Here is a 15,124-nt window from a genome sequence, read left to right as displayed (position 1 = left end):
CACCGATGGCACCCGGGTGGCCAGGGCAGCGGGCGGGTGCGCCCACAGCCCGCCGGGCCGAACCGACCGGGCCGGCGCGGTTACCCGGCGCGGGGCCCGGGTACCGGGAGCCGCATGGCGGAGTTGGCAGCGCTCTGGATCGTCCGGCACGGCGAGAGCACCGCGAACGTCGCGGCCGGCGCGGCCGAGACGTCCGGCGCCGAGCTGATCGACCTCACCCACCGGGACGCGGACGTGCCGCTGTCACCGACCGGCGAGGAGCAGGCCCGGGCGACCGGGCGGTGGCTGGCCGGCCTGCCCGAGGAGCAGCGGCCCGAGGTGGCCGTGATGTCGCCGTACCTGCGCGCCGTGCGCACCGCCGAGCTGGCGCTGGCCGGCACCGGCGTCCCGGCGAGCCGCGACGAGCGGCTGCGCGACCGGGAGCTGGGCATCCTCGACGGGCTCACCGGTCACGGGGTGCGCCGGCGCCACCCGGAGGAGGCGCGGCGGCGCGACCGGCTCGGCAAGTTCTACTACCGCCCGCCCGGCGGCGAGTCGTGGACCGACGTGGCGCTGCGGCTGCGCGCGCTCCTCGGTGACCTGCGCCGCGACCACGACGGCGGGCGGGTGCTGCTGTTCGGCCACGACGCGCTGGTCTTCCTGCTCCGCTACCTGGTGGAGGGGCTCACCGAGGCGGAGTTGATGGCGCTCACCCACGAGCACGTCATCGCCAACTGCTCGGTGACCGGGTGGCGCGCCGACGGGGCCGGGCGGCTCCGCCCGGAGACGTTCAACGACGTCGCCCACCTGCACCGCGAGGGGGCGCGGCCCACCAGGGAGGACGAGGTCCATGCCGAACCGGTCTGACGTGATCACCCCCGCGCTGCTGCGCGACTGGGCGCTGCCCGTGCCCACCGGCGGCAAGGAGGCGCGCGGCACGGTGCTGGTGGTCGGCGGCTCCCGGTTCACCCCCGGGGCGGTGCTGCTGGCCGGCGTCGCCGCGCTGCGCGCCGGGGCCGGCGTGCTCCAGTTGGCCGCCGCCGAGTCCACCGCCCCGTCGCTGAGCATCCAGGTCCCCGAGGCGCTGGTGGTCGGCCTGCCGGAGACCGACGAGGGCGCGGTCCGGGGCGACCCGGGAGATGTGCTCGGCGGCCTGGTCGCCGAGGCGGACGTGGTGACGGTCGGCCCGGGCCTGCGGGACATCGACGCCACCGGGGAACTGCTGCGCCTGGTGCTCGACGCGGCCGGCCGGGAGACCGCGCTGGTGCTCGACGCGTACGCGCTCGGTGCGCTCAGCCACGAGCCGGACCTGCTGGTCGGCTCCGGGCGCAAGGTGGTGCTCACGCCGAACCTCACCGAGGCCCGGCACCTGCTCGACCGCGACCCCGGCGACGACCTGGACGCGGAGGCGGTCGAGCTGGCCCGGCGGTACGAGGCGGTGGTGTCGCTGTACGGCCACATCGCCACCCCGGACGGCCGGGCCTGGCGGGAGGAGAGCGGCGACGCCGGGCTGGGCACCTCGGGCAGCGGGGACGTGCGGGCCGGGCTGCTCGCCGGGCTGCTGTCCCGCGGCGCCGACCCGGCGCAGGCGGCCTGCTGGGCGGCGTTCGCGCACGCGGTGAGCGGGCAGCGGCTGGTGCCCCGGTACGGCCGGATCGGCTTCCTCGCCCGGGAGCTGCTCGACGAGATCCCGTACACGCTGGCGACGGTCTGACGGTCGACGGCAGCCGGTCTGTGGTGTGTGTAACACCACAGACCGGCCGGGCGCTGAACCGGCAACGGCGAGCAGCCTGCTCGTCGGACCGGATCGGCCCCTGGGAGTACGTGTGAACAACCTTCGTCGCAAGACACTGGCCGGCGCGTCCGCCGCCGCGCTCGGCGCCGGGCTCGCCCTGACCGGCGTGCCCGCCCCGGCGCTGGCCGCCGGACCGGACACCTCCTACCTGGTCCTCGCCCCGCAGGGCGCCACCACCGACCGGGCCGCCGCCCGGGTGGCCGCCGCCGACGGCACGGTCGTGGCCCGCTACGACCAGATCGGCGTGCTCGTCGTCCGCTCGACCAACCCGGCCTTCACCACGCAGGTGGCCGGCGCGGGCGTCCAGTCGGTCGCCTCCACCGCCGGCCTGGGCACCGCCCTCGACGAGGGCGAGACGGTGGAGGTGGCCGCGGCCGACGCCACCGCCGACCCGACCCGCGAGCCGCTCTACGGCCAGCAGTGGGACATGGACATGATCCACCTCCCGCAGGCCCACGCGGTGACCACCGGCCGCCCGGACGTCGTCGTCGGCGTGCTGGACAGCGGCATCTCCAGCACCCACCCGGACCTGGCGACCCAGATCGCCAAGGACAAGAGCACGTCCTGCGTCGGCGGCGTCACCGACACCACCGAGGCGGCCTGGAACCCGACCACCAGCGACCACGGCACCCACGTGGCCGGCACCATCGCCGCCGCGGTGAACGGCGTCGGCGTCACCGGCATCGCGCCGGGGGTCAAGGTCGCCGCGGTCAAGGTGGTCAACGACGACGGCTACATCTTCCCGGAGGCCGCGGTCTGCGGGTTCCTCTGGGCCGCCGACCACGGCATGAAGCTGACCAACAACAGCTACTACATCGACCCGTGGGAGCTGAACTGCCGCAACGACGCGCGGCAGCGCCCGGTGTGGCAGGCCGTGCAGCGGGCGATCCGCTACTCGCAGTCCAAGGGCGTGCTGAGCGTGGCGTCCGCCGGCAACTCCAACTACGACCTCGCGCACAAGATCACCGACACCGGCAGCCCGAACAACGGCACCCCGGAGGAGCGCGAGAACCTGACCAACGCCTGCCTCGACCTGCCGGCCGAGGCGCCCGGCGTGGTGACCGTCGCCGCGGTCGGCCCGACCGGACAGAAGAGCTACTACTCCTCGTACGGCCAGGGCGTCATCGACGTGACGGCGCCGGGTGGCGACACCCGCTTCCGCACCCAGGGCGCGCGCTCGACGTCCACCGACGGCATCCTGTCCACCACCTTCAACACCGTCACCCGCACCAACGGGTGGGGCTACAAGCAGGGCACCTCGATGTCCGGCCCGCACGCCACCGGCGTCGCGGCGCTGGCGCTGTCGGCCCACCCGGGCATGACCGCGGGCCAGCTCTCGTCGTTCCTGGAGCGCACGGCGGTGGCGCAGTCCTGCCCGGCCGGCGTCTACAACCCGGTGCCGCTGATCCCGACGGGTCCGAACGCCTACGACGCGACCTGCTCCGGCGGCAACCGCAACGGCTTCTACGGCGCCGGCCTGGTCGACGCGTACAACGCGGTGCGGTAACCCTCCCCACCGACCGACCGGGCCCGGCGACGAATCGCCGGGCCCGGTCTGTTTGTCCTGGTCGGACGCCGGGTAGGGGGCCCTCATCAGCCGACCGAGGAGGTAACCCGGTGTCCACCGACGCGATCGTCCTGCTCAAGGAGGACCACAAGGAGATGCGCCGACTGTTCAAGGCCTTCCAGGAGGCCGAGGACGGTCCGGCGAGCCGGCGCGGGAAGATCGTCACGCAGATCATCGAGGCGCTGACGGTGCACACCTACCTGGAGAACGAGGTGATGTACCCGGAGGTCCGCAAGCTGGTGCCGGACGTCGAGGACGACATCCTCGAGTCGTACGAGGAGCACCACGTGGCGGACGTGCTCTGCCTCGAACTGCACGCGATGGACGCCGACGACGAGCGGTTCGTCGCCAAGACGACGGTGCTCATCGAGAACGTGCTGCACCACGTCGAGGAGGAGGAGCAGGAGTGGTTCCCCAAGGTGCGCGAGGCGCTCGGCCGTAACCAGCTCCAGGAGATCGGCCAGCGCATGCTCGACGTACGGCCGACGGCGCCGAAGACGCCGACCGCCCCGAAGGCGCTGAAGAAGGCCCGCGACGCCGTGGTCGCCTGAGCCCGGGTGCAAGGCGGGGCCCCCGCTTAACAGGTGGATGTTAAGCGGGGGCCCCGCCTATGCAGAATGCGTTAAGAAGGGGCCCCTCCTTACAGGCGGGCCGCTGGGGGTCCGGCCTGGCGGGGACCGCTAGGATTTCCCTCGGGCCGTGACTGGCGCGTGGAGATGGAGCACCATCGGGGAGCGGCCTCGTCATGAGGACGCATGCCGAGCGCCTGGGCCTTCCGCACGTCACCAGGAGGTCGCATGTCGCACAACGTCGAGTCCACCGCCTTCCGCACCGCGCTGGAGGTGATCCGCGGCGTCGAGCCGCGGGTGGCGGACGCCATCGGGGCAGAGCTGGCCGACCAGCGTGAGTCGCTGAAGTTGATCGCCAGTGAGAACTACGCCTCCCCCGCGACGCTGCTGGCCATGGGCAACTGGTTCAGCGACAAGTACGCCGAGGGCACCATCGGGCGGCGTTTCTACGCCGGCTGCCAGAACGTGGACACCGTCGAGGCGCTCGCCGCCGAGCACGCCAAGGAGCTGTTCGGGGCGTCCCACGCCTACGTGCAGCCGCACTCCGGCATCGACGCCAACCTGGTCGCGTTCTGGGCGATCCTGGCCGACCGGGTCGAGTCGCCCGCACTGAGGAAGGCCCAGGTCCGCCAGGTCAACGAGCTCACCGAGGCGGACTGGTTCGCGCTGCGCCGGGAGCTGGGCAACCAGCGGATGCTCGGCATGTCGCTGGACGCCGGCGGCCACCTCACCCACGGCTTCCGGCCGAACATCTCCGGCAAGATGTTCGACCAGCGCAGCTACGGCACCGACCCGGCCACCGGCCTGATCGACTACGACCGGGTGGCCGAGGCGGCCCGGGAGTTCAAGCCGCTGATCCTGGTCGCCGGCTACTCGGCGTATCCGCGGAAGGTCAACTTCCGGATCATGCGGGAGATCGCCGACTCGGTCGGGGCCGCCTTCATGGTCGACATGGCGCACTTCGCCGGCCTGGTCGCCGGCAAGGTCTTCACCGGCGACTTCGACCCGGTGCCGCACGCGCACATCGTCACCACCACCACGCACAAGTCGCTGCGCGGCCCGCGCGGCGGCATGGTGCTCTGCGGCCCGGAGCTGGCCGACCAGGTCGACCGGGGCTGCCCGATGGTGCTCGGCGGCCCGCTGCCGCACGTGATGGCCGCCAAGGCGGTCGCGCTGGCCGAGGCCCGGCGCCCCGACTTCGCCGACTACGCCCAGCGGATCGTCGACAACGCGCAGGCGCTCGCCGACGGGCTGCTGCGCCGGGGCGCGACGCTGGTCACTGGCGGCACCGAGAACCACCTGGTGCTCATCGACGTGTCCGGGTACGGCCTGACCGGCCGGCAGGCCGAGCAGGCGCTGCTCGACTCCGGGATCGTGACGAACCGCAACGCGGTGCCGCAGGACCCGAACGGCGCGTGGTACACCTCCGGTATCCGGATCGGCACGCCGGCGCTCACCACCCGGGGGCTGGGCGCCGCCGAGATGGACGCCACCGCCGAGCTGATCCACACGGTGCTGGACCGGACCACCGCCGGCACCGGCCCGGACGGCGCGCCGTCGAAGGCGAAGTACGTGCTGGACCCGGCGGTGGCCGAGTCGGTCGGCAAGCAGGCCGCCGACCTGCTCGTCCCGTTCCCGCTCTACCCCGAGGTCTCGCTGGGCTGAGCCCGGCCGCGCCCCCCGCCGACCGGTGGCCGGCGGGGGGCGCGGAACCTCAGCGCAGCGGGCGCTTGAGGTGGTAGCGGTGCACCTCGGTGCTGCCCTGCACGTTGTTCACGTCCTCGGCGGCGGTGACCAGTTCCCAGCCCTCCCGGCCGACCCGGTTGAGGTGCGCGACCGCGGTGTCGCCGTACGCGGTGACGTCGGTGCGGGACCCGTCCGGGCCGTACCAGACGAACGAGACGTGGAAATTCCGGCCCTGCCCCTGATAGCGGCGGACCAGCAACGCGTACTCCCAGGCAACCATCCGTCCATTATCAACGGAGGACCGGCGGTCGGGGAACACGGGTGGTGCTCCGGCCGCCACGCTGCGGCGTCACGCCGGCGCCCCGACCGCCGCCGTGGTGTCGGTGACCAGTGCGGCGAGCCGGTCCAGCCCCAGGTCGATCTGCGCCGGGGTGACCGCGCTCAGCGACAGGCGCAACGCGTGCACCGGCGTGCCGGCGTCGTAGAAGTGCGCCATCGGGGTCCAGAGCACGCCGTACTCCCGCGCCGAGCGGTGCAGCAACGCGTCGTCGACCGGGAACGGCACGGTCACCACGACGAAGAAGCCGCCGGCCGGCACCGTCCAGCGCACCGGCCCGCCGGCCGGGAAGCGCCGGGCCAGGCCGTCGACCAGATGGGCGAGGTTGCGGGCGTACGCGGCCCGCTCCCGGACGTTCGCGGCCACCAGCGAGCAGTCGTGCGCCAGCAGCACCCCGCCGATCACCGCCTGGCTGATCGGCGACGTGTTCACCGTGACCATGCTCTTGATCTTGGCGAGCTGGTCGGCGAGCGGGCCGACCGTGCCGTCGGCGCCGGCCACCCGCTGGTCGGCGACCACGTAGCCGACCCGGGCGCCGGGCAGCACGGTCTTGGCGAACGACCCGAGGTAGACCACCCGGCGGGCGGTGTCCAGCGCCTTGAGCGTGGGCCGGCGGTCCGTGCCGTCGGCCGGGAAGAGGCCGTACGGGTTGTCCTCGATCAGCAGCAGGTCCTCCTCGGCGGCCAGGTCGAGCAGCCGCCGCCGGTGGGCGGTGTCCATGCTGACCCCGGACGGGTTGGCGAAGTCCGGCATCACGTAGCAGGCCCGCGGGCGCAGTCCCTCGGCACGGGCCCGGCGCACCCCGGCGCGCAGGTCGGCCAGGTCGACGCCGTCCGGGCCGCCGGCCACCGGCCGCACCGGCAGGTCGACCAGGCGGGCCGCGCCGGTCAGCCCGACGTACGTCGGCGCGACCGCGAACAGCACGTCGGCCGGGTCGGCGCGCAACGCGCGCAGCACCAGGAACATCGCCTCCTGGCAGCCGACGGTCACCACGAGGGCCTCCGGGTCGACCGTGATCCGCTCGTCGACGGCGAGGTTGCGGGCGATCAGGTGGTGCACGATGCCCTTGGTCCGCCCGTACTGCAGCAGCGTCCGGTCCACCTGGGCCGGGCCGAGCCCCAGGTCGTCGGCGAGGTGCCGGCGGAAGCGGTCCAGGTGCGTGGCCAGCGTCGACGAGTCGAAGAACTCCTCGTACGGCCGGCCGGCGGCCAGCGACACCGCCTCCGGATAGTGCTGCGCCACCTCGTTGAGGAAGTTCATCGAGTTCAACGCCGGGTCGCCGACGCTGCCGTGCAGCGCCGTGACGGCCAGGTCCACCGGTTCCACGTCAGCCTCCGATCCGGGTCCGCAGCCCCCGCGCCGCCGCCGGGTCGGGGCAGCCGCTGAGGATGAGCGCGTCGCGCAGCTCGGCCGCGAGCAGCGCCAGGGCGGCCTGGGCGCCGGCCCGCCCACCGGCGGCGAGCGCCCAGAGCAGCGGACGCCCGAGCAGCACGCCGGACGCGCCGAGGGCGAGCGCGCGCAGCACGTCCACGCCGCCGCGCACGCCGCTGTCCAGCAGCACCGCGCACCGCTCCCCGACCGCGTCGACCACCTCCGGCAGCACGCTCACGCTGGCCGGGGCGGCGTCGAGCTGCCGGCCGCCGTGGTTGGAGACCACCACCGCGTCGACGCCGGCGTCCGCCGCGCGGACCGCGTCGCGCGCGTCCAGGATGCCCTTGACCAGCAGGGGCACCGGGGTACGCTCGCGCAGCCAGGCCAGGTCCGCCCAGCTCACCGCCGGGGCGAAGACCGCGCCGGTGTGCACCGCCACCGCCGAGACGCCGGGCGTGCCCCGGTGGGCCAGGTCGTCCCGGCCGCCGGGCAGGTTCGCGGCGGTGACGTGCGGCGGCAGCGCGAAGCCGTTGCGCGCGTCGCGCAGCCGCCGGCCCAGCACCGGCACGTCCACGGTGACCACCACCGCCGCGCAGCCGGCACCCAGCGCCCGGTCCAGCAGGTCGGCCACCAGCGCCCGGTCGCGCAGCCAGTAGAGCTGGAACCAGACCGTCCCGCCGGCCGCCGCGACCTCCTCGACCGGCGTGCTGGACAGCGTGCTGACCGCGTAGGGGACGCCGGCCGCGGCGGCCGCCGCCGCGAGCGCCAGCTCCCCGTCGGGATGCAGCAACCGCTGGTACGCCATCGGCGCGACCGCCACCGGCAGCGCGGCCCGGCCGCCCGGCAGCACCGCCTCGGTGGACGCCTCCTCCACCCCGGCCAGCATCCGGGGCAGCACCGCCACCCGGTCCAGCGCGGCCCGGTTGGCGGCCAGCGCGGTCTCGGCCCCGCTGCCGCCGTCGACGTAGTCCCACACGTCGGCCGGCAGCACCGCCCGGGCCAGCGCCGCGAAGTCGTCCAGGCACGCCGGCGCCGCGCCGGCCGTCGGGGTCGGCGTCCCGCCGGTCCGCTCAGCCATGCGCCCGGGCACCCGTCGCGTTCGCGCCCGGCGCCCCGCCGGCCGACGCCGGACCGACCGACCCGGAGTCCGCCGGCTGCCCGCCCGCCGAGTTCGGACCGCCCGACGCCGCGTCCGCCGGCTCCTCACCCGGCACCGGGTCGAGGCCGAAGTGCCGGCGCAGGAACGCGGCGGCCCGTTGCTGGGCGTCCCGGCCGGCGTCGAACACGCCGGGCATGGCGAAGAAGCCGTGCACCATGCCCGGGTAGTCGGCCGTCTCGGTGGGCACGCCGGCCTCGCGCAGCCGCTCGGCGTACCGGCGGCCCTCGTCGCGCAGCGGGTCGTGACCGGCGGTGACCACCAGCGCCGGCGGCAGGCCGGACAGGTCCTCGGCGAGCAGCGGCGACGCGAGCGGGTGGGCCGCGTCGCCCGGGTCGGCCAGGTAGTGACCGCGGTACCAGCCGACCGAGTGCCGGTTGAACAGCAGCGGGTCCTCGTCGTCGGCCGGGCGCTGCCCGGGACGCTGGTCGGTGTTCGGGTAGACCAGCACCTGGGCGGCGAGCCGGGGACCGCCGTCGGCGCGGGCCAGCAGCGTCACCGCGGCGGCCAGGTTGCCGCCGGCGCTGTCCCCGCCCACCGCCAGCCGGCCCGGGTCGACCCGGAACTCGTCGGCGCGGGCGGCCAGGTGGCGCAGCGCGGCGTGGCAGTCCTCCACCGCCGCCGGGAACGGGTGCTCCGGGGCGAGCCGGTAGCCGACCGTCACGGTCTGACAGCCGGCCAGGTTGACCAGCCGGCGGCAGATCCCGTCGGCGGTGTCCACGCTGCCGAGCGTCCAGCCACCGCCGAAGAAGTAGAGCAGGGTGGGCAGCGGGCCGTCGCCGGGCGGCCGGTGGATCCGCACCGGCAGCGGCCCGCCCGGGCCGGGCACCGTCGTGTCGCGTACCTCGGCCACCGGCTCGACCGCGCCGCCGCCGGCGCGGATCGCGGCCAGGTCGGCGGCGCGGGCCTCGGCGAGGGTCTGGGTGTAGAGCGGCGCGGCGCCGGCGGTCGCGCGCGCGGCCCGCCACGCGACCACCTGCGGATCGAGCGTCATCCGGCCTCCCCGGTGGTGACGAAGAGCTTGTCGATGCCGCGCAGGAAGAGGCTGCCGCTGTAGGTGTACGGCTGGGTGACGGCGAGCCGGGGGAAGCGGGCGAAGAGGCGGGGCAGCGCCAGCCGACCCTCCAGTTTCGACACCGCCGAGCCGAGGCAGAAGTGCAGCCCCACCCCGAAGGCCAGCGACGGCGGGCCGTCCCGGTGCGGGTCGAAGCGGTCCGGGTCGGGGAACCGCGACGGGTCCCGGTTGGCGGCGGCAATCAGCAGCAGCACGTTGTCGTCCCGGGCCACCGGCACGCCGTCGAGGTCGGCGTCGGCGGGCGCGGACCGGGCCAGGAAGTGCACCGGGCTCTCCATCCGCAGCACCTCGTCCACGCAGCCGCGGGCGAGCGCGTCGTCGCCGGGCAGCGCGGCGGTCACCTCCGGGTGGGCGAGCAGCAGCGGCAGTCCGTTGCTGAACATGTAGACGGTGGTGACGAAGCTGGCGTTGAACAGCACGATCAGGTTGCTGATCAGCTCGTCCTCGGTCAACTCCACGTCGCCGGCGTCCAGCACCTCGACCAGGCCGCTGATCAGGTCGGCGCTCGGCGAGCGGCGGCGGTGGGCGATCAGGTCGCGGTAGTAGGCCCGCAGCTCCTCGGCGGCCTGGTTGGCCCGGACCAGCCGCTCCGGCGTCTTGCCGGCGACGTCCATGTACTCGTCGATCCAGTCCACCCGCTGCCGGTACCAGGCCAGGTCCGCCGCCGGCAGGCCGATGAACTCGGCCATCACCAGCGCCGGCACCGGGTACGCGAAGTCGGCGACGAAGTCCACCTCGGCGCCGTCCGCGCCGGCCTCGGCCATCGCCGCCAACCGCTCCTCGACGATCCGCACCACCACCGGCTCCAACGCGCCCAGCCGGCGCGGGGTGAACGTGCTGGCGAACACCGCGCGCATCCGGGTGTGGTCCGGCGGGTTGATGAACATCATCGAGGTCAGGAAGGTCCGCAGGATCTCCTGCTCCTCCCAGCCGGGCGGGAAGCCCTTGTACCACCCGGGATCGCGCAGGATCCGGTCCACCACGTCGTACCCGCCGGCCACGGCGGTGACGGTGCTGTGCTCGGCGCGGGTGGGAATCGCGTTGATCGGCCCGTGCGCGTGCAGGGCCGCGTAGAAGGGATAGGGGTTCTGCCGGCCCTGCTCGCTGTACAGGCCGGTCAGGATCTCACTGACGTCCACGGCGGTTCTTCCTCCCCAGGAAAAGGCGGCGGGGGCGGCCGCCGTGTCGACGCCGCCCCCGCCCGGTGTCACAGCCCGAGCAGTCGCAGTGGGACGGCGTTCGCCATCGCCTGCGCGCCCGCGTCGTTCGGGTGGATGTGGTCCCCGGCGTCGTACGCCGGCAGCAACCGGCTCGGCCGCGCCGGGTCCCGCAGCACGGCGTCGAAGTCGAGCACGCCGTCGAACTCGGCCCGCCCGGCGCCGCGCAGCCAGGCGTTGACCGCGTTGCGGGTGGCGTCCTTCTCCTCGGTCCACACCCCCGGCCCGCCGTTGCCCTCGTACGGCGTGATGGTGCCGACCAGGCTGGTCAGCCCGCGCGCCTTCACCTGCTGGTTGAGCTGCCGCAGCGAGGCGATGATCGCCTCGCTGCTGTCGTCGCTCATCCAGATGTCGTTGATGCCCAGGTGGGTGATGACGGTGCGGGCGCCGGTCTGCGGGAAGACGTCCTCGTTGAGCCGGGCCAGCGCGTTCGGGCCCAGCTCGTAGTAGCCGGGGAACCCGCCCGCGCCGGGCTCCGTGCCCTCGTGGTTGAGCCGGTTGCCGGCCAGGCTGAGGTTGAGCACGCCCGGCGTACGCACCTCCGGGCGGGCCTCGACCAGGCGCTGGGCGAGCAGATCCGGCCAGCGCTTGTCGGCGTTGACGGTGCTGCCGTTGCCGTCGCCGATGGAGTCACCGAGGACCACCACCGAGCCGGGCGTGGCCCTGCGCTCCACGTCGATGCCGGAGAGGAACATCCAGCAGCAGTTCGGCTTGATGGTGAAACCGGCGCCGCCGGCCGCGGTGGTCAGGTCGGTCGCGCCGATGAAGTTGGTGACCCGGGACTGGCCGTGGAACGTGACCGGCCCGGTGAGCACCGGGAAGTACAGGGTGACCACCAGGTCCTCCTGCTCGGCCACCGGATAGGCCAGCGGGTCGCTGAGCAGCTCGGCGCCCTTGTTGATGGTCGCCGACGTGCCACCGGAGAACGTCAGCTCCCGGACGCTGGCCGGGTCGACGTCGGACAGGTCGTCGGCGGTGGCGGTGTTCGGCCGGGCGACGGTGGCGTGACCGACCTTGACGGCCTGCTCGCCGTAGAGGTTGGTGAGCCGGACCCGCAGGCGCGGGCCGCCCACCGTGGTCTGCACCGTCATCCGGATGCTCTGGTCGTTGAGGCCGGTGTTCGTCAGTCCCACGGTGTTCCCGCGGGTCACCGCCGCGGCCCAGCTCCCGGCCCACTCGGCGCGCCCGTGCCCGGCGCGGTCGGTGTCGGCGGGGCCGGCGCTCGCGGTGACCGCCGGGGTGCCGGCGAGCAGCAGCGTAGCGGCGGAAGCTATGACGTGCCATCTCTTCGGGGTCGGCATCGATCCTCCATGTTCGGCAGCCCCGGGCGTGGCGCGGTCGCGCCATCGGCCCGGGCGATGGACCGGAAACTAGCCGCCTGCGGTGACGAGCGTCAATCAACCTGATCGACATGATCAAATGCCCGGGGGATGCCGGGCACCGACGATCGGCTCTGTCCCCGGTGGACCGCCGCTGCCTAGGCTCGGAAGCGGCGGCGGTGCGGTCGCCGACCTGGGCACCCGCCGCCCGCGTACCGGCCCCGACCTGGCCGGGCACCGCTCGCGGACCACGATGGGGGCTGCCCGATGACCGACCGCCCGAACTACGTGCACGAGGCGCTGGAGCTGTTCGCCGGGTTCGGCGACCGGGAGGCCCTGGTCGGCGGCGGACGCCGGCTGAGCTACCCGCAGGTCGCCGCCGAGGTGCGCGGCCTGGCCGCCGCGCTGCGCCACCACGGCGTACGCCCCGGCGCGGCGGTGCTGGTGATGCTCGGCAACACGGTCGAGGGCCCGCTGCTGCAACTCGCGCTGCACCTGCTCGGCTGCCGCAGCATGTGGATCGCCCCGGTCACCTCGCGGCGGGAGATCGACGAGTTCGTCGCGCTGGCCGCGCCGGAGGTCTTCGTGCACGACCCTCGCGACCCGATGGGCGGGCAGCTCGCGGCCGGGCTGGCCGGCGTACCGGTGCTCTGCCTCGGGCCCGGCGGCGCCGGCCCGGACCTCACCGCGGACCTCGACCCCGACGCCGACCTGCCGGCCGACGTGCCGGCGCCGGAGTCGTTCCTGCAGACCAGCGGCACCACCGGCACCCCGAAGCTGGTGCACCACCGGGAGAGTTTCTACCGGCAGGTGCTCGCGCTCGCGGCCGACTTCCGGGGCGCCGGGTTCCCGCTGCTGCGCCACCTGTCGCACTCGCCGATGTGGCTGGCCAGCGGCCAGGTCACCACGCTGTTCAACCTGTTCACCGGCGGGGTCCTGTTCCTGCGCGAGCAGTGGGACCCGGCGGCGTTCGTCGCCACCGTCGACGCCGAGCGGCTCACCTCCACGTTCGTCACCCCGCCGATGCTCTACGAGGTGCTCGACCATCCCGACCTGCCGGGCGCCGACTTCTCCGCGATGTTCATGTTCAACGTCGGCGCCGGGCCCGCCGCCCCGGCCCGGCTGCGCCAGGCGATCGCGCGGTTCGGCCCGTGCCTGCGCATCGTCTACGGGCTCAGCGAGGCCGTCGTCATCTGCGCGCAGCCCGGCCTCACCGAGGACCCGGAGCACCCGGAGCGGCTGCGGTCCTGCGGTCGCCCGTACGGCGACGTCACGGTGGAGATCCGCGACGCCGACGGGCGGGTGCTGCCGGCCGGCGTCGACGGCGAGGTGTGGGCCCGCACGAAGCTGAGCTTCGTCGGCTACCACGGCCAGCCGGAGCTGACCGCCGAGACGCTCGTCGACGGGTGGGTGCGCACCCGCGACATCGGCCACCTCGACGACGACGGCTACCTCTACCTGGTCGACCGGATGCAGGACCGGATCCTCACCCGGCAGCGGAGCTGGCCGATCTACTCCCGGCCGATCGAGGACGTGCTCGCCGGGCATCCCGAGGTCCGCGCCGCCGCGGTGATCGGGGTGCCGGACCCGGTGGCCGGGGAACTGCCACACGCGTACGTGGTGACGACGCCGGGCGCGTCGGTCACCGGCGACGAGCTGATCGCGCTGGTGACCCGGGACCTGAGCGAGACCTGGGCGCCGGGCGCGGTGGAGTTCGTCGACGCGCTGCCGCTGAACCGGTCCGCCAAGGTCGACAAACGGGCGCTGCGGGCCCGCTACGCCGCCAACCACCCGATCGGCAGCCCGGCGTGAACCCGCGCCGGGAGTTGTACACCCTGGTCGGCGCCGACCTGCTGTCCAACCTCGGCACCCGGATCTCGGTGGTCGCCATCCCCTGGCTGGTGCTGGAGACCACCGGCAGCCCGACCCGGATGGGCCTGGTCGCGGCCGCGGAGACGCTGCCGTACATGCTCTCCAGCGCGCTGGCCACGCCGTGGGCGGACCGTTTCGGGGTACGCCGCACCTCGGTCTTCGTGGACGCGGCGAGCGCGGCGGCGATGGCGGTGGTGGCGCTCGCGCCGTGGCTCGGGTTCGGCACGCTGCTGGTGCTGGTGGCGGTCGCCGGCGGGCTGCGCGGCATCGGCGACCGGGTCAAGCACGTGTTGTTCAAGCCGGCCGCCGAGCGGGCCGGGGTGCCGCTGATCCGGCTCACCTCCGCCTACGACGGGCTGGCCCGGGGCATGACGTTGTTCGGCGCGGTGCTGGGCGGGCTGCTGATCGACTGGGTCGGGTTGACCCGCGCGATCTGGATCGACGCGGCCACGTTCGCGGTCTGCGCCCTGCTGATCGGGGTGCTGGTGCGGCCCCCCGCGCTCGCGCAGCCCCCACCCCGGGAGCGCTACCTGCGGGCGCTGCGGGGCGGCTTCGCCTATCTGCGCACCGATCGGACGCTGCTGGTCATGCTGCTGGTGGTGTCCGTGTCCAACATGTTCGCCAACGCCAGCGTCGCGGTCTGGATCCCGCTCTGGGTGAACGACGTCCTCGGCGACCCGGCCGGGTTCGGGCTGCTGCTGGGCGTGTTCTCGGCCGGCGCGCTGCTGGGCAACCTGCTGTTCACGCTGGCCGGCACGCGGCTGCCGGCCCGCGCGACGTTCGCCCTCGGGCTGGCGCTCAGCGGCGCGCCCCGGCTGCTGGCGCTGGCGCTCAGCGACAACCTGGTGGTGGTGCTGGTGGTGACGTTCCTGTCCGGCATCGGGATCGCGGCGGTGAACCCGCTGCTCGGCGCCGCGCTCTACCAGCGGGTGCCGGAGTCGTTGCAGACCCGGGTGCTCGGCATCTCCGGCTCGGTGGCGTTCCTCGGCCTGCCGGTGGGCGCTCTGCTCGGCGGCTGGTCGGTGGCGCTGCTCGACCTGACCCCGGCGCTGCTGGTGATGTCGGTGGCCTGCCTGGTGCTCACCGTGGCGCCGCTGCTGTTCTTCCGCACCCCGGCCGACCGGCCGGCGCCGGAGCCGGTCGCCCCCACCCCGGCCTGACCGGGAGTTGTCGGTGGGTGG

The 15,124-nt window shown here is 74.3% G+C and carries 12 protein-coding genes, 1 pseudogene and 1 riboswitch; of the genes and pseudogenes, 7 read left to right on the top strand and 6 right to left on the bottom strand.

Annotation, left to right across the window (positions count from 1 at the left end; translation table 11 throughout):
• The first annotated feature begins 114 nt into the window (after nt 1-114).
• The 5 genes from H1D33_RS08025 (at nt 115) to H1D33_RS08005 (ending at nt 5,575) form a co-directional block, all read left to right on the top strand.
• Nucleotides 115-846, top strand: coding sequence for a histidine phosphatase family protein (locus H1D33_RS08025; protein WP_181568673.1), 732 nt, complete (start codon nt 115-117; stop codon nt 844-846).
• On the top strand, nt 830-1,693 hold the full coding sequence (locus H1D33_RS08020; RefSeq protein WP_181568674.1) for an NAD(P)H-hydrate dehydratase: 864 nt from the start codon (nt 830-832) through the stop codon (nt 1,691-1,693). The genes H1D33_RS08025 and H1D33_RS08020 overlap by 17 nt, the downstream gene beginning before the upstream one ends.
• A 112-nt stretch (nt 1,694-1,805) precedes the next feature.
• A complete protein-coding gene (locus tag H1D33_RS08015; RefSeq protein WP_181568675.1) occupies nt 1,806-3,281 on the top strand; it encodes a S8 family peptidase in 1,476 nt (491 codons plus the stop codon).
• 110 nt (nt 3,282-3,391) lie between these two features.
• A complete protein-coding gene (locus tag H1D33_RS08010) occupies nt 3,392-3,892 on the top strand; it encodes a hemerythrin domain-containing protein (protein WP_181568676.1) in 501 nt (166 codons plus the stop codon).
• Between the two features lie 138 nt (nt 3,893-4,030).
• Nucleotides 4,031-4,120: riboswitch (ZMP/ZTP riboswitch) on the top strand.
• Between the two features lie 18 nt (nt 4,121-4,138).
• Complete coding sequence (locus tag H1D33_RS08005; protein ID WP_181568677.1) at nt 4,139-5,575, top strand: glycine hydroxymethyltransferase; 1,437 nt, start codon at nt 4,139-4,141, stop codon at nt 5,573-5,575.
• A gap of 49 nt (nt 5,576-5,624) precedes the next feature.
• On the opposite strand, the gene H1D33_RS08000 is transcribed toward H1D33_RS08005, so the two are convergent.
• From H1D33_RS08000 to H1D33_RS07975, 6 genes and pseudogenes are all read right to left on the bottom strand, one after another.
• Nucleotides 5,625-5,876, bottom strand: a complete 252-nt coding sequence (locus H1D33_RS08000; protein WP_107160278.1) for a hypothetical protein — start codon at nt 5,874-5,876, stop codon at nt 5,625-5,627.
• 69 nt (nt 5,877-5,945) lie between these two features.
• Nucleotides 5,946-7,259: an aminotransferase-like domain-containing protein gene (locus tag H1D33_RS07995; RefSeq protein ID WP_181568678.1), complete on the bottom strand. Its 1,314-nt coding sequence runs from the start codon at nt 7,257-7,259 to the stop codon at nt 5,946-5,948.
• A 1-nt stretch (nt 7,260) separates the two neighbouring features.
• A complete protein-coding gene (locus H1D33_RS07990) occupies nt 7,261-8,382 on the bottom strand; it encodes an alpha-hydroxy acid oxidase (protein WP_181568679.1) in 1,122 nt (373 codons plus the stop codon).
• Nucleotides 8,383-8,530: 148 nt separating this feature from the next.
• A pseudogene (locus tag H1D33_RS07985) lies at nt 8,531-9,454 on the bottom strand (alpha/beta hydrolase); the annotation flags it as partial.
• On the bottom strand, nt 9,451-10,674 hold the full coding sequence (locus H1D33_RS07980; RefSeq protein ID WP_181568680.1) for a cytochrome P450: 1,224 nt from the start codon (nt 10,672-10,674) through the stop codon (nt 9,451-9,453). The pseudogene H1D33_RS07985 and the gene H1D33_RS07980, both read right to left, overlap by 4 nt.
• A gap of 68 nt (nt 10,675-10,742) precedes the next feature.
• Nucleotides 10,743-12,026, bottom strand: a complete 1,284-nt coding sequence (locus tag H1D33_RS07975) for an SGNH/GDSL hydrolase family protein (RefSeq protein WP_181572834.1) — start codon at nt 12,024-12,026, stop codon at nt 10,743-10,745.
• Nucleotides 12,027-12,338: 312 nt separating this feature from the next.
• Between H1D33_RS07975 and H1D33_RS07970 the strand changes: the two genes are divergently transcribed.
• Together H1D33_RS07970 and H1D33_RS07965 are read left to right on the top strand one after the other, a co-directional pair.
• Nucleotides 12,339-13,883 (top strand): class I adenylate-forming enzyme family protein, encoded by a 1,545-nt coding sequence (locus tag H1D33_RS07970; RefSeq protein WP_181568681.1) that lies wholly within the window; start codon nt 12,339-12,341, stop codon nt 13,881-13,883.
• On the top strand, nt 13,880-15,103 hold the full coding sequence (locus H1D33_RS07965) for an MFS transporter (RefSeq protein ID WP_181568682.1): 1,224 nt from the start codon (nt 13,880-13,882) through the stop codon (nt 15,101-15,103). The genes H1D33_RS07970 and H1D33_RS07965 overlap by 4 nt, the downstream gene beginning before the upstream one ends.
• Nucleotides 15,104-15,124 lie beyond the last annotated feature (21 nt).

The sequence above is a fragment of the Micromonospora ferruginea genome, assembly GCF_013694245.2.
Lineage (GTDB): Bacteria > Actinomycetota > Actinomycetes > Mycobacteriales > Micromonosporaceae > Micromonospora > Micromonospora robiginosa.
The sequence above is the reverse complement of the archived record's forward strand: the minus strand, read 5'-3'. Positions and strand labels throughout refer to the sequence as shown.